Source organism: Desulfospira joergensenii DSM 10085 (genome assembly GCF_000420085.1).
GTDB lineage: Bacteria > Desulfobacterota > Desulfobacteria > Desulfobacterales > Desulfobacteraceae > Desulfospira > Desulfospira joergensenii.
The window spans coordinates 1,068,644-1,086,541 of the sequence record NZ_ATUG01000001.1; the positions used below are offsets into that span (position 1 = coordinate 1,068,644).

At 50.2% G+C, this 17,898-nt stretch carries 19 protein-coding genes and 1 tRNA gene; all 20 read right to left on the minus strand.

What is annotated here, in order from left to right; all coding sequences use genetic code 11:
• Positions 1-15: 15 nt before the first annotated feature.
• The gene (rplV, locus tag F608_RS0105410; RefSeq protein ID WP_022664601.1) at positions 16-351 is read right to left on the minus strand and encodes a 50S ribosomal protein L22; all 336 of its coding nucleotides are present in this window, start codon (positions 349-351) and stop codon (positions 16-18) included.
• 26 nt (positions 352-377) lie between these two features.
• Positions 378-653 (minus strand): 30S ribosomal protein S19, encoded by a 276-nt coding sequence (gene rpsS, locus F608_RS0105415; RefSeq protein ID WP_022664602.1) that lies wholly within the window; start codon positions 651-653, stop codon positions 378-380.
• A gap of 14 nt (positions 654-667) precedes the next feature.
• Positions 668-1,501 (minus strand): 50S ribosomal protein L2, encoded by an 834-nt coding sequence (gene rplB, locus F608_RS0105420; RefSeq protein WP_022664603.1) that lies wholly within the window; start codon positions 1,499-1,501, stop codon positions 668-670.
• A 12-nt stretch (positions 1,502-1,513) separates the two neighbouring features.
• Positions 1,514-1,801, minus strand: a complete 288-nt coding sequence (rplW, locus tag F608_RS0105425; protein WP_022664604.1) for a 50S ribosomal protein L23 — start codon at positions 1,799-1,801, stop codon at positions 1,514-1,516.
• Positions 1,802-2,422, minus strand: coding sequence for a 50S ribosomal protein L4 (gene rplD / locus F608_RS0105430; RefSeq protein WP_022664605.1), 621 nt, complete (start codon positions 2,420-2,422; stop codon positions 1,802-1,804).
• Positions 2,423-2,539: 117 nt separating this feature from the next.
• Positions 2,540-3,166 (minus strand): 50S ribosomal protein L3, encoded by a 627-nt coding sequence (rplC, locus tag F608_RS0105435; protein ID WP_022664606.1) that lies wholly within the window; start codon positions 3,164-3,166, stop codon positions 2,540-2,542.
• A gap of 19 nt (positions 3,167-3,185) precedes the next feature.
• The gene (rpsJ, locus tag F608_RS0105440; protein ID WP_004073804.1) at positions 3,186-3,494 is read right to left on the minus strand and encodes a 30S ribosomal protein S10; all 309 of its coding nucleotides are present in this window, start codon (positions 3,492-3,494) and stop codon (positions 3,186-3,188) included.
• Positions 3,495-3,518: 24 nt separating this feature from the next.
• Positions 3,519-4,712, minus strand: coding sequence for an elongation factor Tu (gene tuf, locus F608_RS0105445; RefSeq protein WP_022664607.1), 1,194 nt, complete (start codon positions 4,710-4,712; stop codon positions 3,519-3,521).
• Between the two features lie 47 nt (positions 4,713-4,759).
• Positions 4,760-5,227, minus strand: a complete 468-nt coding sequence (gene rpsG, locus F608_RS0105450; protein ID WP_022664608.1) for a 30S ribosomal protein S7 — start codon at positions 5,225-5,227, stop codon at positions 4,760-4,762.
• Between the two features lie 41 nt (positions 5,228-5,268).
• Positions 5,269-5,640: a 30S ribosomal protein S12 gene (gene rpsL, locus F608_RS0105455; protein WP_022664609.1), complete on the minus strand. Its 372-nt coding sequence runs from the start codon at positions 5,638-5,640 to the stop codon at positions 5,269-5,271.
• A 99-nt stretch (positions 5,641-5,739) separates the two neighbouring features.
• Positions 5,740-10,122 (minus strand): DNA-directed RNA polymerase subunit beta', encoded by a 4,383-nt coding sequence (gene rpoC, locus F608_RS0105460; protein WP_022664610.1) that lies wholly within the window; start codon positions 10,120-10,122, stop codon positions 5,740-5,742.
• Positions 10,123-10,132: 10 nt separating this feature from the next.
• Positions 10,133-14,260, minus strand: coding sequence for a DNA-directed RNA polymerase subunit beta (rpoB, locus tag F608_RS0105465; RefSeq protein WP_027362505.1), 4,128 nt, complete (start codon positions 14,258-14,260; stop codon positions 10,133-10,135).
• 112 nt (positions 14,261-14,372) lie between these two features.
• Positions 14,373-14,765 carry a 50S ribosomal protein L7/L12 gene (rplL, locus tag F608_RS0105470; protein ID WP_022664612.1) on the minus strand — a complete coding sequence of 131 codons (393 nt, stop codon included), beginning with the start codon at positions 14,763-14,765 and terminating at the stop codon, positions 14,373-14,375.
• A 54-nt stretch (positions 14,766-14,819) separates the two neighbouring features.
• Positions 14,820-15,353, minus strand: a complete 534-nt coding sequence (gene rplJ / locus F608_RS0105475; protein ID WP_244154242.1) for a 50S ribosomal protein L10 — start codon at positions 15,351-15,353, stop codon at positions 14,820-14,822.
• Positions 15,354-15,491: 138 nt separating this feature from the next.
• The gene (rplA, locus tag F608_RS0105480) at positions 15,492-16,184 is read right to left on the minus strand and encodes a 50S ribosomal protein L1 (RefSeq protein WP_022664614.1); all 693 of its coding nucleotides are present in this window, start codon (positions 16,182-16,184) and stop codon (positions 15,492-15,494) included.
• Between the two features lie 24 nt (positions 16,185-16,208).
• Positions 16,209-16,631 (minus strand): 50S ribosomal protein L11, encoded by a 423-nt coding sequence (gene rplK, locus F608_RS0105485; RefSeq protein WP_022664615.1) that lies wholly within the window; start codon positions 16,629-16,631, stop codon positions 16,209-16,211.
• 43 nt (positions 16,632-16,674) lie between these two features.
• Positions 16,675-17,205 carry a transcription termination/antitermination protein NusG gene (gene nusG / locus F608_RS0105490; protein WP_022664616.1) on the minus strand — a complete coding sequence of 177 codons (531 nt, stop codon included), beginning with the start codon at positions 17,203-17,205 and terminating at the stop codon, positions 16,675-16,677.
• Between the two features lie 15 nt (positions 17,206-17,220).
• Entirely contained in the window at positions 17,221-17,610 is a 390-nt protein-coding gene (secE, locus tag F608_RS0105495; protein WP_244154243.1) for a preprotein translocase subunit SecE, read from the minus strand.
• 26 nt (positions 17,611-17,636) lie between these two features.
• Positions 17,637-17,713, minus strand: a tRNA-Trp gene (locus F608_RS0105500).
• 12 nt (positions 17,714-17,725) lie between these two features.
• Positions 17,726-17,884: a 50S ribosomal protein L33 gene (gene rpmG, locus F608_RS35610; RefSeq protein WP_022664618.1), complete on the minus strand. Its 159-nt coding sequence runs from the start codon at positions 17,882-17,884 to the stop codon at positions 17,726-17,728.
• Positions 17,885-17,898 lie beyond the last annotated feature (14 nt).

The window sequence follows — 17,898 nt, forward strand, 5'->3', positions numbered from 1 at the left end:
GCTAGCTCCTCCTATTTAGTCGACTTGCTCGACTATTACTGTTAAATGACTGGTTCGTTTTATTATCCTGGTTGCCCTGCCCCTTGCCCTTGGCCGGAACCGCTTCATGGACGGGCCATGATCGACGATGATGTTTTTCACAATCAGCTTGTCCACATCCAGCTCGTTATTGTGCTCGGCATTGGCAACTGCTGACTGGAGGGCTTTATGAATTATCCCGGCAGCTTTGAGGGGCATGAACTTCAGCAGCGCCAGAGCCTGTTCCGCATTTTTCCCCTTTACTTCGCTGATGGGCAGCCTGAGCTTGAAAGGAGAAATCCTTGCATATCTTGTAGTTGCTTTAACTTCCATATCAAAATTTCCTTTTGCCTATGAGATTAGCGTTTGGCCCTTTTATCCCCGGCATGACCCCAAAAGGTTCTTGTGGGTGAAAATTCACCAAGCTTATGACCGACCATGTTTTCCGTTACAAAAACGGGAATGAACTTTTTACCGTTATGAACGGCAAGGGTGATTCCCACCATTTCAGGAAAGATGGTCGATCTTCTTGACCAGGTCTTGATAACCTTGTTGCTGCTGGACTGACTTGCCGCTAAAACTTTTTTCAAAAGCTCGGGCGCGATATATGGTCCCTTTTTTAATGATCTTGGCATGATTTAGTCACCTATTACCTTCTCTTAGCTCTTCTTTTTACGATATACTGATCTGTCCTGGCATTTTTCCGGGTTCTCTTCCCCTTGGTGGGAACCCCCCAGGGGGTACAGGGCTGGCGCCCGCCTGACGAACGACCTTCTCCACCACCCATGGGATGGTCTACCGGGTTCATGGCAACACCACGGACAGAGGGCCTTCTACCCATCCATCTTGTCCGGCCGGCCTTTCCGATACTGACATCACCGTGCTTCTCATTCCCGACCCTGCCCACGGTAGCCTTGCACTTCAAATGAATCATACGCACCTCCCCGGAAGGCAGAAGGATCTGGGCATAGTTGCCCTCCTTGGCCATGAGCCGGGCATAGGCGCCTGCGCTTCTGACGATCTGGCCGCCCTTGTTCTGCTTCAGTTCGATGTTATGAATTCGGGTACCCGTGGGAATGTTCTCAAGGGGCATGCAATTGCCCGGCTTGATATCTGCATCCGGACCGGTTTCAAGGATGTCACCCACCTTCACGTCCAATGGAGCCAAAATATATCTTTTTTCACCATCGGCATATACCAGGAGGGCGATCCTGGCGCTTCTGTTGGGATCGTATTCAATGGCGGAGACCTTGGCAGGAATCCCGTCCTTATCCCGTTTAAAATCAATGATCCGGTATTTCTTCTTTGCTCCGCCACCCCGGTGCATGCTGGTTATTCTTCCGTAGGAATTCCGGCCGGCCTTTTTATTCAATTTCTTGGTAAGGCGCCGTTCAGGCTTGGTCTTGGTAATTTCTTCAAAAGAAAGGTATTCCTGAGCTCGTCTTCCGGGAGATGTCGGTTTAGCCTTGATTATCGTTGACATATATATACCTCTTTAAACACCTTCAAAAAAATCGATTCGTTGTCCCGGCATCAGTGTGACAATGGCTTTTTTCCAGTCATTTCTTTTGCCGACAATTCTACCGCGCTGTTTGACCTTGCCCTTGACCTGGACAGTTCTGACCTCTTTGACTTTGGCGTTGAAAGCCTTTTCAACAGCATCCTTAATCTCAACCCGGTTGGCCCGTTTGTCCACCTTAAAGGTCACCTGGTTGTTTAATTCTTTTTGAAGGGTTGTTTTTTCTGTAACAACAGGTCCCCTGATGATATCGTACTCTCTCATTTAACTTAACCTCCCCTCGATACTCTTAATGGTCGATTCGACCAGCAGAAGGTTTTTGAACTTCAAAATATCGTAGACATTCAGGCCTGCGGTTTTGATCACTTTTACGTCCGGAATATTTCTTGAAGACAGTGCAAGGTTCATATCTTCAGCGTCGGACACGATCAGCAGATCGTTCAGATCCAGGGTCGTGAGAATCTGGGCAAGAACCTTTGTCTTGATTTCCTCCAGCTTCAAGTCGTCAATGACAAATAAGTTCTTGTCCTCGAACTTGCTGCTCAGGGCCATTTTCAATGCCAGCCGGCGCACCTTTTTGGGCACCTTATAGGCAAAAGACCTGGGAGAAGGCCCAAAGATGACCCCGCCTCCTTTTCGCAACGGAGATTTAACACTACCGGCACGTGCATTACCGGTTCCCTTTTGCCTGAACAGTTTTTTCGTACTACCTGTAACCATACCCCTTGTCTTAGACGCAGCAGTCCCACCTCGTTTGGACACGAGTTGGGATCGAACCACTTCATGAAGAACACTTGTCTTAACCGGTATGCTGAATATTTCTTCAGGCAGTTGTGCTTCAGATACTTTTTCACCTGCACTGTTTAATACATCGACAGCAGCCATATTCTTCCTCTTAATTTTGATCAGCTATGCATCACTGCGAACGCTGGTGCAATACCCATAGCCGCGTTTAATCTATTTTGCATCTTCGTTCCCTGGGAACGAAGCAGTTGTGATACTCTATTTACCCTTGGTCTTATATACCTCAAGAATTCCCGTCTTGGGTCCTGGAACGGCACCCTTTAAAAGAATCAGGTTTTCCTCGGGTTTTATATCCACAATGGTCAAATTTTTGGTTGTTTTTCGATCGGTTCCCATGTGCCCGGGAAGTTTTTTCCCCTTGATGACCTTTGCCGGCCAGGCGCTGTTCCCGATGGATCCAGGCTTTCTATGGTTCCTGTTACCATGGGTTTCTGGACCCCGGCTAAAACCGTGCCGTTTTATGGTTCCCTGGAAACCCCGTCCCTTGCTGATCCCGGATACGGTGACTTTTTCGCCCACGGTGAACATGTCGATATTGACTTCGGCGCCGGGCTCGATCTCTTCAACATTCTCTGTCCGGAACTCCCTTAAAACCCTGAACCCCTTGTCACCGGCCTTTTTCAGATGGCCTGCAATGGGCTTGTTCAGTTTTTCCATCGGGCGTTCGTCAAACCCGAGCTGGAGAGCTGTATATCCGTCGGTTTCCATGGTTTTCACCTGGGTGACCACACAGGGCCCTACCTGCACAACGGTAACAGGAACGAGTCTTCCGTCCGGGGAAAACACGTTGGTCATCCCGATTTTTTTTCCAAGTATTGCACTCATAATCTGTTCCTGTCGCAACCTATAATTTTATTTCCACATCAACGCCCGGTGAAAGATCCAGCTTCATCAGTGCATCAACCGTCTGCTGAGTCGGCTCCAGAATGTCCATCATTCTCTTATGGGTCCGGATCTCGAACTGTTCCCTTGATTTTTTATTCACATGGGGAGACCGCAGCACGGTAAATTTATTGATACGGGTGGGAAGGGGAACCGGCCCCACGATTCTGGCGCCGGTTTTCCTTGCCGTATCAACAATATCTACTGAAGACTGATCAAGCAGCTTGTGATCGTATGCCTTGAGCCTGATTCGAATTTTTGTTTTCAACATGATATTGTTCTTTCCTAAAAGACCTTATTCAACAATTTCACCGATAACACCGGCGCCAACGGTCCGTCCGCCTTCTCTGATGGCGAAGCGGAGTTCTTTTTCCATGGCAATGGGGTTGATCAGCTCAACATTGATGGTTGCGTTATCACCGGGCATGATCATCTCAACGCCCTCTTCAAGGGTAAGCACCCCTGTAATATCCGTAGTCCTGAAAAAGAACTGGGGCCGGTATCCGGAAAAGAACGGGGTATGACGTCCGCCTTCTTCCTTGCTCAGGGCGTACATTTCCGCCTTGAATTTGGTATGGGGGGTGATGGTGCCGGGCTTGGATACAACCTGCCCTCTTTCCACCTGATCCCTTTTGGTTCCCCTGAGCAGAAGACCTACGTTGTCTCCGGCCTGACCTTCGTCAAGAAGTTTTCTGAACATCTCCACTCCGGTACATACGGTCTTGGACGTCTCCCGGATCCCGACAATCTCGATCTCCTCGCCGGTTTTGATGATCCCCCTCTCAATCCTGCCGGTGACTACCGTGCCCCGGCCGGAAATGGAGAATACATCCTCTATGGGCATGAGGAAAGGCTTGGCCGTGTCCCTTTCAGGTTCCGGAACGTAGCTGTCCAGGATGTCCAGAAGCTCAAAAATCGGCTTGGCCTCATCGCTGTCTACGTCATCACTCTCAAGGGCCTTGAGGGCGGAACCCCGGATGATCGGTGTCTCGTCGCCGGGGAACTCATAGGTATCCAGAAGTTCCTGGAGCTCCATTTCCACCAGCTCGATGAGCTCTTCATCATCCACCATGTCACATTTGTTTAAAAACACGACGATCTTGGGCACACCCACCTGACGGGCAAGGAGAATATGCTCCCGGGTCTGGGGCATGGGACCGTCATCTGCACTGACCACCAGAACCGCTCCGTCCATCTGAGCCGCTCCCGTGATCATGTTCTTGATATAGTCGGCATGGCCCGGGCAGTCCACATGGGCGTAGTGACGGTTTTCCGTCTCGTACTCCACATGGGCCGTTGCAATGGTGATACCGCGCTCTCTTTCCTCAGGAGCCTTGTCAATCTCGTCAAAGGGAACAAACTCGGCATTCCCCTTCAGTCCGGCAAGCTTGGTGATTGCTGCGGTAAGCGTCGTCTTCCCATGGTCAATATGCCCAATCGTACCGATGTTTACATGCGGTTTGGTCCGCTCGAATTTCTCCTTAGCCATTTTCTATTATTCCTCCCGTGGAATCTTAATCTCAATATTGAAAAATTTTACCACCTGAAATGGGCAAATGCCTTGTTGGCCTCTGCCATTTTGTGTGTATCCTCTTTTTTCTTTATGGCTCCGCCCCGGTTGTTGTATGCGTCCATCAACTCTGCGGCAAGCTTGTTGGCATAGCCTTTTTCGGAACGACCCCGGCTGTAGCTGATCAACCACCTGAAGGCCAGGGCTGTCTGCCGGGCCGGCTTGATATCCGTCGGCACCTGGTAAGTGGACCCCCCGATTCTCCTGGACTTCACCTCCACCGAGGGTCGGATGTTGTCAACCGCCTTTTTAAAAACATCCAGAGCAGGCTCTCCGATTTTGCTTTCAGCCATCGACAAGGCATTGGTGACAACTTTACGGGCTGCGTTTTTCTTGCCGTCTTTCATTACACAGTTGATAAACTTTGCAGCCAACTTCTGCTGCGGGCTTGCGTCCTGCGTAAAATTTTCAATTACGATCTCTTTATCTGCCATCTGTCATGTCCACCAAATAGTATGAATTATATATCTTTACCTTATTTAGGTCTCTTGGCTCCGTATTTGGAACGTCCCTGCCTTCTGTCGTCAACGCCCAGCGTATCCAGAGCCCCTCTGACAATGTGATAGCGGACACCGGGAAGGTCCTTTACCCTTCCGCCCCTCACCAGAACAACAGAGTGCTCCTGAAGATTGTGTCCCATACCGGGGATATATGCAGCGACTTCCATACCGGTTGTCAAACGAACCCTTGCCACTTTTCTCAAAGCAGAGTTCGGTTTTTTCGGAGTTGATGTATACACCCGGGTACAGACTCCCCGTTTCTGGGGACCACCCTTCAAAGCAGGCGTACCAACCTTTTTTTCTGCTTTTTTTCTACCTTTTCGAACCAACTGATTTATGGTCGGCATAATCTTCCCAACGCTCCTTATCAAAATAAAACAATGTCATATACGACAAAATATTTAATTTTACGCTCGCTTTTTCGCAAAGTCAAGCTTTTTTTGATTTTATACCTCTGCCACCTCTCCGACAGCCACCTCAACATTATGGTATCCCGGGAATCCGGTTCCCGCCGGAATCAGCCTGCCCATAACCACATTCTCCTTTAATCCTTTGAGGCTGTCGTACTTGCCTTCAATGGCGGCCAGGGTCAGGACCTTGGTGGTCTCCTGGAAGGACGCGGCAGACAAAAAACTGTCCGTGGACAGGGAGGCCTTGGTGATTCCAAGAATCAGAGGCTCACCCTTGGCAGGCTCGCCGCCGCTCATGGCCACTTCCCGGTTTTTCTCTTCAAACATCACCCGGTCAACCTGTTCGTCCGGAATAAAATTGGTATCCCCGGGAGTGGTGACTTTAACCCGCCGCATCATCTGGCGGATCACCACTTCGATGTGCTTGTCATTGATACGGACCCCCTGGAGGCGGTAGACTTCCTGCACCTCATCCACCAGATACTTGGCCAGGGCCACCTCTCCCTTGATATTCATAATATCCTGGGGATTGGCACTGCCGGCAATAAGAGGATCTCCTGCCTTGACGTAATCTCCGTCGTACACGGTAACATGGGAGCCCTTTGGAACAGAGTACTCTTTTTTGTCCCCCACATCCGTGGGAGTCACCGTGACCTTCTGACGCCCCTTGGTCCCCTTTGCCACGGAAATATACCCGTCAATTTCAGTGAGCATGCCCGGGTCCTTGGGCTTTCTGACTTCAAAAAGCTCTGCAACCCTGGGCAGACCCCCGGTGATATCCTTGGTCTTGGTGGTGGCCCTGGGCAGCTTGGCAACGACATCCCCCGCCATGATGGCATCATCCTCCTCAACTGTGAGAATGGCATTCACGGGGAGAAAGTACTGGGCATTATTTTTGGATCCCGGAAGCTTGACGGCTTTTCCTTCTTTATCCCTCAATGTAACCCGGGGGCGGATTTCCGTATCTTTTCCTTCGATGATGGTACGGCTGACCTTGCCCGTAACCGGGTCAATCTTCTCCTGAACCGTGTTGCCCACCTCAATGTCGGCCAGTTTCACCCGGCCGGATACCTCCGTGATGATCGGGGTGGTAAAGGGATCCCAGGTGGCAATGGTGTCTCCGGGGTCTATATTCTGACCGTCACGCACATGGAGAGTGGCACCGTAGATAACGGTCTCCTTGGACCTTTCCCGGCCTTCTTCACCGACAATGGTGACGCCGCCGCCCTTACGGTTCATGACGATGACCTCATTTTCCGCGGAGGTAACGGTCTGGATATCTTGGTTGTACTTGAGAATCCCTCCAACCCGGGCTTTGATCTCGGCAACCTCTACTTTCCGGGAGGCAGTACCGCCGATATGGAAGGTTCTCATGGTCAGCTGGGTTCCCGGCTCACCAATGGACTGGGCCGCCACGATTCCGATGGCCTGGCCGATCTCCACGGTCACCCCGTGGGCCAGGTCGCGGCCGTAGCACCTGGAGCAGACCCCATGTTTTGAGTTGCAGGTCAACACGGACCGGATCTTCACCTTCTGAACACCGGCCCGTTCGATTTCGGCCACATGGCTTTCATTGAGTTCGGTGTCTGAGGCGACGATAAATTCGTCTGAATAGGGATCCCTGATATCTTCCTGGGTCACCCTGCCCAAAATTCTCTCTCCCAGGGTCTGGATGATTTCACCCCCTTCATACAGGGCTTCCACCTCTATCCCGTTAATGGTGCCGCAATCGTGCTCGATAATGGTGCAGTCCTGGCCCACATCGGCCAGACGCCGGGTCAGGTATCCTGAGTTGGCGGTCTTCAGGGCCGTATCGGCAAGACCTTTACGGGCGCCATGGGTGGAGATGAAGTACTGAAGAACCGACAATCCCTCACGAAAACAGGCGGTAATGGGATTCTCGATAATCTCCCCCGAGGGTTTGGCCATGAGTCCCCGCATACCGGCCAGCTGGCGCATCTGATCCTTGGATCCACGGGCACCGGAGTCGGCCATAACATAAACGGCATTCATCTGCTCGGCAGATTCAGCATCTTCCACACCCATGGGATTTTTCATGACTTCCATCATGGCATTGGCAATATCGTCGGTTGCCTGGGCCCAGATGTCCACCACCTTGTTGTACTTCTCACCCTGGGTGATCAGACCTTCGGAGTATTGGGTTTTAATATCCTCAATGTTTGTTTCCGCCTTGGCGATCAGATCCCATTTCTGGTCCGGAATGATCATGTCATCCACGCAAATGGAAAGCCCGCCCAGGGTGGAGTGCTTGTACCCGATATCCTTGAGCCGGTCGGACAGGATCACGGTCTCTTTGAGTCCGATGTTCCGATAGGCATAGTCAATGAGTTTGACCGTTGAGGATTTATCCATGAGTTTGTTGACCAGTGTGAACGGCAGAGTTGTCTTTCGTTCATCCACCTTGAAAATGGTAAACTTGTCTCCCACCGCCCTGACGTCGGTGAACTGGTCTTCTTTGAGGCTGAAGAGCTGTTCCACCACGACATCTGACAATTGAAAGATATTCTTAAACTCTTTCCGGGTCAGGATTCCGGTTTCTCCCCGGCTCTTCTTGATCTCCGAATCAGAGTATTTCTTCAAAACCGCCTCAAAGTCCTTGCCTGCCTTGAGTTCCTCCAGGGCCTCCTCGCACTCTTCAAGGGTTTCGGTCCGGATCCGGCTCAGGGAAAGAAGAGTGTCACCGGGGATGGATTCCCAGAGAAGGATCCGGCCCGTGGTGGTTTCATAGATCTCATCATCGATCCTGACCTTGATCCTGGCATGGAGGTCAAGCTCTCCTGCATCAAAGGCGTATCTGACCTCTTCAATGCTGGAAAAGGAAATTCCCTCCCCCCTCTGACCGGCTACCGCCCGGGTCATATAGTAGATCCCCAGGACAATGTCCTGGGTGGGAACAATAATGGGCTGACCATTGGCAGGGGAGAGGATATTGTTGGTGGACAGCATCATGATCCGGGCTTCCAGCTGGGACTCCAGGGAAAGGGGAACATGGACCGCCATCTGGTCACCGTCAAAATCGGCATTAAAGGCCGGACAGACCAGAGGATGAAGCTGGATGGCCTTTCCTTCGATGAGAACCGGCTCAAAGGCCTGGAACCCGAGACGATGAAGGGTGGGAGCCCGGTTAAGCATGACCGGATACTCCTTGACCACATACTCCAGTGCATCCCAGACCTCGGTCTCTTCCCGTTCCACCATCTTTTTGGCGGATTTTACCGTTGACACCAGGCCTTTCTGCTCAAGATAGTTGTAAATAAAGGGTTTGAACAATTCCAAGGCCATTTTCTTGGGGATCCCGCACTGGTGGAGTCTCAATTCCGATCCCACCGTAATAACCGTACGGCCGGAATAATCCACACGTTTTCCCAGAAGGTTCTGGCGGAATCTTCCCTGTTTTCCCTTGAGGGTGTCACTGAGGGATTTCAAAGGCCGTTTGTTGGTGCCTGTGACCACCCGGCCGTGACGGCCGTTATCGAAAAGGACGTCCACGGACTCCTGGAGCATCCTCTTTTCATTTCTGACGATGATGTCCGGGGCATCCAGATCCACCAGCCGTTTAAGGCGGTTGTTCCGGTTGAGCACCCTCCGGTAGAGGTCGTTAAGATCCGAGGTGGCAAACCGGCCTCCCTCCAGGGGCACCAGGGGTCTTAAATCCGGCGGCAGAATGGGGCAGGCCGTAAGAATCATCCGGGACGGTTCGATTCCAGAGTTAAGAAAGGCATCGATGACCTTGAGGCGCTTGGCCATTTTCTGCTGCTTGGCAACAGATTTGGTCATGCCGATTTCCTCTTTAAGCTCGTCGTGGACTTCCTGGAGTTTGATCTCATTGAGCAGGGTTAAGATGGCTTCGGCTCCGATGCCCACATCAAAGGCCTCCTCACCAAAGCTCTCCAATGCTTCATAGTATTGATCGTCGGACAGAAGCTGCATCTTTTTCAGCCCCGTGTCCTTGGGATCAATGACGATATAGGAATCAAAATAAAGAACTTTTTCAAGATTCTTCAGGGTCAGATCGAGAACGTTTCCGATCTTGGAGGGAAGACTCTTGAGAAACCAGATATGGGATACCGGAGAAGCCAGCTCGATATGGGCCATTCTCTCCCTTCTCACTTTAGACTGGATGACCTCAACCCCGCACTTTTCACACACCACACCCCGGTGCTTCATGCGCTTGTATTTCCCGCAGTTGCACTCATAATCTTTGGTGGGGCCGAACACCTTTGCGCAAAACAGGCCGTCCCGTTCCGGCTTAAAGGTTCTGTAATTTATGGTTTCAGGTTTTTTAATCTCGCCATGGGACCACTCCCGGATCTGGTCTGAAGATGCGAGGCTGATCTGAACCCCCTGATAAATCTTGGGATCTTTTGGTTTTGCGAAGAAATCGTAAATATTGTCCAATGTCTTCTCCTTATTTGCTGCCTTCAATAAGATTCATATCCAGGCCCAGACTGTTGAGCTCTTTCATCAGTACTCTGAATGACTCAGGCATCCCAGGTTCCAGAACATTCTGGCCTTTGACTATTTTTTCATACATCCGTGTTCTTCCGGTCATATCATCGGATTTTACGGTGAGAAACTCCTGGAGTGCATGGGCTGCGCCATAGGCCTCCATGGCCCAGACCTCCATCTCTCCCAGTCTCTGGCCGCCGAACTGGGCCTTACCGCCCAGGGGCTGCTGGGTGACCAGGGAATAGGGCCCGATGGAACGGGCATGGAGCTTGTCATCCACCAGGTGGTGAAGTTTAAGCATGTACATGGTTCCCACGGTCACGGGCATGTCAAAGGGCTCACCGGTTCTTCCGTCAAAAAGAACGGACTGTCCGGAGCGGTCATATCCCGACTCTTCAATCAGATCCTTGATCTCCTCTTCCGTGGCCCCGTCAAATACCGGGGTGGCCGTATGGACCCCCCTCTTGTAAAGGGAAGAAAAGTCAATAAGTTCCTCTTCGGTCATCTTGTCTATGGCCTGGCCAAGGGTGTCCTCGATGCCGTCTGCCTTCTGTTTTTGGGTCAGGGTGAAGATATTTTTCATTTTTTCCCTGAGTTTATCCGTCTTCATCTCCGAGAGCAGTTCATCGATCTGCTGACCCAGACCAAAGGCTGCAGAGCCCAGATGGATCTCCAGAATCTGCCCCACGTTCATACGGGAGGGAACTCCCAGGGGGTTGAGTACCATATCCACGGGCCGGCCGTCGGCAAAATAGGGCAGATCTTCCGTCCTAAGAATCCTTGATACAACACCCTTGTTACCATGGCGCCCGGCCATCTTATCCCCCACGGAAAGAACCCTTTCCATGGCCACGCTGATCTTGATTAATTTGAGAACACCGGGCGGAAGGTCGTCCCCCTTTTCAAAGCGGGATACCTGCCGGTTAAAATGTTCCCGGGCTTTTTTAATCTGATCCTGGGCCTGTTCCAGAATGATCTGGGCCTTTTCCGTGGCCATTGGATCTTTTACTGCAATGTCCACCAGTACAGAGACGGGAATATTTTCCAGGCCGGCCGGTTGGATCTTGGCCCCCTTCGTCAGAACGGCCTTACCATTTTTTTCCAGGTCGGCCACTACTTCCTGGCCGTCCAGAATACTCTCCACCTTTTCACGGGCCACCTGGGAGATGATTTTAATTTCATCGTCCCTGTCCTTTTCGAGGCGTTCAATTTCCTCGTCCTCGATCTGCCGGGTCCGGTCATCCTTGGTCAATCCCCTTCTGGAGAAGACTTTGGCATCAATCACCTTGCCTTTAACCCCCGGGGGTACGCACAGGGAGGTATCTTTTACATCACCGGCTTTTTCACCGAAAATGGCCCGGAGAAGCTTCTCTTCCGGAGAGAGCTGGGTTTCACCCTTGGGCGTAATCTTGCCCACCAGGATATCACCGGGATTGACCTCGGCGCCCAGGCGGATGATCCCGCTGTCATCCAGATTTTTCAGGGCCTCTTCCCCCACATTGGGAATGTCCCTGGTAATCTCTTCCTTGCCCAGCTTGGTATCCCGGGCCAGAACTTCGAACTCTTCCACGTGAACCGAGGTGTAGACCCCGTCCTTTACCAGCCGCTCGCTGACAAGGATGGAGTCCTCGTAGTTGTATCCGTCCCAGGGCATAAAGGCCACGGTGACATTTTTCCCCAATGCCAGTTCGCCCATTTCAGTGGACGGTCCGTCGGCAATCACCTCACCCTTTGTAACCCGGTCCCCCCTCTCAACAATGGGCCTGTGGTTAAAACAGGTGTTCTGGTTTGATCTGACGAATTTGGTGCAATTATAAATAGAGACCGCTTTTTCAAAAGTGCCGTCTTCCTTTTCATCGTTGCGGACAACAATACGCTTTGAATCCACATCCACCACGACTCCGTCATAGTCTGCAACGATGGTAACCCCGGAGTCCCTGGCCACCACACTTTCCATACCGGTTCCGACAAGGGGTGCTTCGCTCCTGATCAGGGGAACCGCCTGGCGCTGCATGTTGGAGCCCATGAGGGCCCGGTTGGCATCATCGTTCTCCAGAAAGGGAATCAGAGCCGCAGAAACCGAAACCAGCTGGTTGGGAGAGACGTCCATGAACTTGACATCTTTGTTCTCGATCATCTCAAATTCACCTTCCACCCGGGATGAAACCAGGGGGTTGATGAAGTTGCCGGAGGAATCCAGGGGCGCATTTGCCTGGGCAATGGGATGGGATTTCTCCTCAAAAGCACTCAGATGGATAATCTCCTTGGATGCATTCCCTTCATCTGCAATTCTGAAGGGCGTCTCGATAAACCCGAAATCATTGACCCGGGCATAGGTGCAAAGGGAGACGATAAGTCCGATATTGGGACCTTCAGGGGTTTCAATGGGACAGATCCTCCCGTAATGGGAGGGATGCACGTCCCTGACCTCAAACCCGGCTCTTTCCCGGGTCAGGCCGCCGGGACCCAATGCGGAAAGCCTTCTCTTGTGAGTGGTTTCCGACAACGGATTGGTCTGATCCATGAACTGGGAAAGCTGGGAAGTTCCGAAAAATTCCCTTACAACAGCAGAAACCGGCTTGGGATTGATCAGGTCGTGGGGCATCATGGCATCCACTTCCTGCATGCTCATCTTTTCCTTGATGGCACGCTCCATTCTGACCAGGCCGATCCGGTAATGGTTCTCCAAAAGTTCTCCAACCGCTCTTACTCTCCTGTTGCCCAGATGGTCGATGTCATCCACCTGACCCTGGGTATCTTTTAACTCAATGAGGGTGGAGGCCGTTAAAAGGACGTCTTCCTTGCGAAGGGTTTTTACGTCTATCTTGGTATTCACTCCCAGCCTGTGATTCATCTTCAGACGGCCCACCTTGGACAGATCGTAATAGGCCTGTCTAAAGAAAAGATGGTCGATGAAATCCTGGGCCACCTCAATGGTGGCGGGATTCCCCGGACGAAGACGCCGGTAGATATCCATCAGGGCCTCTTCCTTGGTTTCCGTCTTGTCCGATACCAGGGTCTTGCGCATGGAGTCGGAGCTCCTGGTATCTACATAGAGGATATGAAAATCATTCAGATTTTTTTCCTCCATCTGTTCAAAGCTGTCTTCGGCAATCAGATCACCGGCCTTATACAGAATTTCGCCGGTCTCTCTATCATAACAATTGTGGGAGAATGCCTTGCCGATGAGTTCAGTATCCGTGATGGGGATATAGTTCAGGCCTTCATCCTTGAGCTGTTTTAAAGCTCGTTTTGTAAAAATTCTTCCCTGCTTTACGACCACCTCCCCTGTTTCAGGAGATTTTACGTCAAAACCGGCCCTCTGCCGGATCAGATTTTCAGGAATAAACTCTTTAAAAAACGAGCCTTGTTTTTTAATGATGTGCTCTCTTCTATAGAAAAAATCCAGGATATCTTCGCTGTTATACCCAAAGGCCTTGAAAAGGATGGACACGGGAAATTTTCTTCTTCTGTCGATACGGATATTAACAATATCCTTGGCATCGATTTCCATGTCGATCCAGGAACCGCGTACCGGGATGATCCTGGCGTTGTAGATAATTTTCCCGGTGGAGTAGTTCTTTCCCTTGTCATGGTCGAAGAACACGCCCGAAGACCTGTGCAGCTGACTGACCACAGCCCGTTCGGTTCCGTTGATGATGAAAGTTCCCTGCCGGGTCATCAAGGGGATGGTCCCGAAATAAATCTCCTGTTCTTTGATGTCCCTGATTGTGGATGTCTCGGTTTCCTTATCCTGATCATAGACCACCAGGCGGACCCGGATATTCACCGGGATATCATAGGTCATCCCCCTACTGATGCATTCATTTACAGAATGCTTGGTCTCCCCGAAGGAATAGGAGACATACTCAAGGGAGGATGTATCGGTAAAATCCTTGATGGGAAAAACGGATTTAAAAACAGAATGCAGCCCCTTGTCTTCCCTGTGCTGGGGCTCCACATCCATCTGAAGAAAACTTTCAAAAGAATTCCGCTGCATCCCGATGAGGTCGGGAATATCAATAATTTTTCTTTTACTGCCAAACTCTTTTCTGAAACGCCTATTCGTCAAAAGACTTCCGGTCATGATATCTCCCAATGTGAGTTTTTCCAACCGTAAAAGCGGAGACATGGCCCATTGCCTTGCCCCCGCATAAAGTTTTATGCATCTGGCCGAAAACTATTTCAGCACTGCAAAACTATTTTACAGAAACCTGAGCGCCCGCTCCCTCAAGCTGTTCCTTGATCTTCTCGGCTTCTTCCTTGGGGATGCCTTCCTTGACCGCCTTGGGGGCTTCCTCAACCAGGGCTTTGGCTTCCTTGAGGCCAAGGCCGGTGATGGCTCTGACTTCCTTAATTACGTTGATCTTCTTGTCACCAATGGCTTCAAGAACAACATCAAACTCGGTTTTTTCCTCTTCGGCGGCTCCGCCTGCGTCACCGGCACCGGGCATGGGGCCTCCGGCAAAAGCAACCGGGGCAGCGGCGCTGACGCCAAATTTCTCTTCAAGTTCCTTAACCAGTTCAGAGAGCTCAAGAACGCTCATGCTCGATATGAATTCAATAACATCATCTTTTGTGATATCAGCCATTTTTTATCTCCTAAAGTACTAAATTTATTTTTTAAATTGGTATAATCTATTGTTTTAAGCTGCTTCTTTTTGATCTTTGACGGCGCTGAGCACGTTGACAAAAGATCTTGGCACACCTGAAAGAACATTGACCAAGGAAGTCGGAACCGCATTAAGGGTATAGACGAGCTTGGTAAGCAATTCTTCTTTTGAGGGCATTTTGGCCAGTTGCTTGATCTGTTCGGAATCAAGAAGATTTCCGCCGAGGGTGGCCGCCTTGATCTCCAGTTTTTCATTCTCTTTGGCAAAGTCAACCAGAACCTTTGCCGGAGACACCGGATCATCCACAGATGTAACAATGGCGGTGGGGCCTTTGAAAAAATCAGACATCAGGGCTGTGTCGGTTTCTTTTGAAGCCAGGTTCAAAAGGGTATTCTTAACAACCTCGATCTGAACTCCGACCTCGCGCAGCTTGCTGCGAAGCTCTGTCATCTTGGAAACGTCAAGTCCCATGTAATCGATGACGATTGAGATCTCTGCTTCACCAAGCTGTTTGGCCAGTCTTTCAACCAGTTCTTTTTTCTGGGAAATATTTAGCAATTTATTCACACCTCCTTTCATTATTGAATCTTGTACGAAGGTGCCAACTTAAACCAAAACAAAATTTTATATTTTTGTGTCTCGGCAGGCCGGCAAATCCGATTATGCACCCATGGGTGCACCTACTGTCTAGGACAGATTTTCTACCTATTTTATCAACAGGGGATCGACTTTAATGCCGGGCCCCATGGTAGACGAAATGCTGATGTTTTTCAGGTAAGTTCCCTTACTGGAGGCGGGTTTCAGGGCAACCAGCTTGTCAAGAAAGGCCTTGACATTCTCGGTCAGTTTTTCTGCCCCAAAGGAAACCTTGCCAACGGGAACGTGAACAATTCCCGCTTTCTCCACCCTGAAATCAATTTTACCCGCTTTCAGCTCGTTGATGGCCTTTCCCAGTTCAAAGGTGACGGTTCCGGTTTTGGCATTGGGCATGAGCCCCCGTGGTCCCAGGACTCTTCCCAGTTTCCCCACGGCACCCATCATATCGGGTGTGGCAATGGCCTTGTCAAATCCGAACCAGCCGTCCTTGATCTTTTCAATGATCTCATCATTGGCAATGAAGTCTGCCCCGGCGTCCAGGGCTTCCGTTTCCTTTTCGCCTTTGGCAAAAACCAGAATCTTGACTTCCTTGCCAAGCCCGTTGGGCAGAATAACCGTGCCGCGAACCATCTGATCGGCATGCCGCGGATCAACACCCAGCCTTACGGCCACATCAACGGTTTCATCGAATTTTACGTAACTTGAGGAAACTGTCAGATCCATAGCCTCCTTTGGATCGTATTGCACAGTCCTGTCTACCTTATTCAGTGCTTCTGTATGTTTTTTACTCCGCTTAGGCATTTTTCATCACTCTTCTACTTAAAGTTAAACAACTTCTATCCCCATACTTCTTGCGGTACCGGCGATTATTTTCACTGCCGCATCAATATCTGAGGCATTAAGATCTTCTTTTTTGGTTTCAGCAATCTGGACAAGCTGATCCCGGGTCACCTTACCGACCTTATCCCGGTTGGGCTCTCCGGAGCCCTTTGAGATTTTGGCTGCGGCCAGCAGCAGCCTGGATGCCGGGGGTGTCTTGGTAATAAAGCTGAAGGATCTGTCCTGGTAGACGGTGATGACAACTGGAATGATCGATCCTGCGTCGTTGGAGGTTTTAGCATTAAAAGCCTTGCAGAAATCCATGATATTGACCCCGTGCTGTCCCAGAGCCGGGCCAATGGGTGGCGAAGGGTTGGCTTTTCCTGCCTCAACCTGAAGCTTTATTTGCGTCATTACTTTTTTTGCCATTTTAAAATACTCCTGAAACTCTATATTAAACCGTTTTTTGGATTTAAATCTTGCTGACCTGAATAAAATTCAGCTCCACCGGGGTTGCACGTCCGAAAATACTGACCAGAACTTTGATCTTTTCCTTATCCGGGGATACCTCTTCTACCGTACCGTTAAAATTTGAAAAGGGCCCGTCAATTACCCTGACCTCGTCACCCGGCTCGAAAAAATACTTGGGCTGGGGTTTGTTTTTCCCTACCTGCATTTTATCTACAATGACCTGGGCTTCTCTGTCACTGATGGGCGCGGGCTTGTTCTTTCCCCCAAGGAATCCCGTTACCTTTGGGGTGGAACTGACAATATGCCATGTCTCGTTGTCCAGATACATTCTGACCAGGATATAACCTGGATAAAACTTTCTGGATGACTCACGCTTCTTTCCGCCCACCAGCTCGACGACATTTTCCGTGGGAATCAGGATCTCTCCGAATTTTTCCGGATGTTTTGATCCGCCTATCTTTTCTTCAAGCGCTGTTTTCACCTTCTGTTCATGGCCAGAATAAACGTGAACCACGTACCATTTTAGAGACATGTTACCATCCTTATTCTATGTAAGGACAACCTGAACAAGCTTTGAAAGGCTGTAATCAAAAAGCCCAAGAAAGGCTGCAACAACAAATACAAAAATAATTACAACGATTGTTGTACCGGTGGTCTGTTTGCGTGTGGGCCAGGTTACCTTTTTCAGCTCAACCTTTACTTCCCTTAAAAACTCCATTCCCCTTTGAAAAAAATTGGGTTCACCCGGTCTTGCCTCCACCGCTGCCTTATCCGTCCTTGGCGCGGAAGAAACCGAGGAAGCCGCCGGCTTTGGACCTGAAAGACCGGCATCCCCTACTTTTTCAGGATCAGCATTCCTTTTTTTCTTGTCTTTTACAGACTTTTTTTTCTGTATTCGTGACATATAACTCCCAGATTCGTTGTCGGTTTCGATCAAAAAACCGAAACCGACAACTAAAAATATGGCAGGTCAGGAGGGAGTCGAACCCCCAACAGCCGGATTTGGAGTCCGGAGCTCTACCAATTGGAGCTACTGACCTGCAGGGACTGAACTATTTTATCTTCGTCTCTTTATGAACTACATGTTTATTACAGAATTTGCAGTACTTCTTAAACTCGATTTTATCCGGAGTTTTCCGCTTGTTCTTCGTAGTTGTATAATTTCTTCTCTTGCACTCTGTGCAGGCAAGAGCAATAAGAACTCTATCCACTGTAAACTCCTTGG

What these genes read in the sequence shown, in the direction of transcription:
- rplV (WP_022664601.1), bottom strand. Translation starts at nt 351, where the DNA reads ATGGAAGTTAAAGCAACTACAAGATATGCAAGGATTTCTCCTTTCAAG.
- rpsS (WP_022664602.1), bottom strand. Translation starts at nt 653, where the DNA reads ATGCCAAGATCATTAAAAAAGGGACCATATATCGCGCCCGAGCTTTTG.
- rplB (WP_022664603.1), bottom strand. Translation starts at nt 1,501, where the DNA reads ATGTCAACGATAATCAAGGCTAAACCGACATCTCCCGGAAGACGAGCT.
- rplW (WP_022664604.1), bottom strand. Translation starts at nt 1,801, where the DNA reads ATGAGAGAGTACGATATCATCAGGGGACCTGTTGTTACAGAAAAAACA.
- rplD (WP_022664605.1), bottom strand. Translation starts at nt 2,422, where the DNA reads ATGGCTGCTGTCGATGTATTAAACAGTGCAGGTGAAAAAGTATCTGAA.
- rplC (WP_022664606.1), bottom strand. Translation starts at nt 3,166, where the DNA reads ATGAGTGCAATACTTGGAAAAAAAATCGGGATGACCAACGTGTTTTCC.
- rpsJ (WP_004073804.1), bottom strand. Translation starts at nt 3,494, where the DNA reads ATGTTGAAAACAAAAATTCGAATCAGGCTCAAGGCATACGATCACAAG.
- tuf (WP_022664607.1), bottom strand. Translation starts at nt 4,712, where the DNA reads ATGGCTAAGGAGAAATTCGAGCGGACCAAACCGCATGTAAACATCGGT.
- rpsG (WP_022664608.1), bottom strand. Translation starts at nt 5,227, where the DNA reads ATGGCAGATAAAGAGATCGTAATTGAAAATTTTACGCAGGACGCAAGC.
- rpsL (WP_022664609.1), bottom strand. Translation starts at nt 5,640, where the DNA reads ATGCCGACCATAAATCAGTTGGTTCGAAAAGGTAGAAAAAAAGCAGAA.
- rpoB (WP_027362505.1), bottom strand. Translation starts at nt 14,260, where the DNA reads ATGACCGGAAGTCTTTTGACGAATAGGCGTTTCAGAAAAGAGTTTGGC.
- rplL (WP_022664612.1), bottom strand. Translation starts at nt 14,765, where the DNA reads ATGGCTGATATCACAAAAGATGATGTTATTGAATTCATATCGAGCATG.
- rplA (WP_022664614.1), bottom strand. Translation starts at nt 16,184, where the DNA reads ATGCCTAAGCGGAGTAAAAAACATACAGAAGCACTGAATAAGGTAGAC.
- rplK (WP_022664615.1), bottom strand. Translation starts at nt 16,631, where the DNA reads ATGGCAAAAAAAGTAATGACGCAAATAAAGCTTCAGGTTGAGGCAGGA.
- nusG (WP_022664616.1), bottom strand. Translation starts at nt 17,205, where the DNA reads ATGTCTCTAAAATGGTACGTGGTTCACGTTTATTCTGGCCATGAACAG.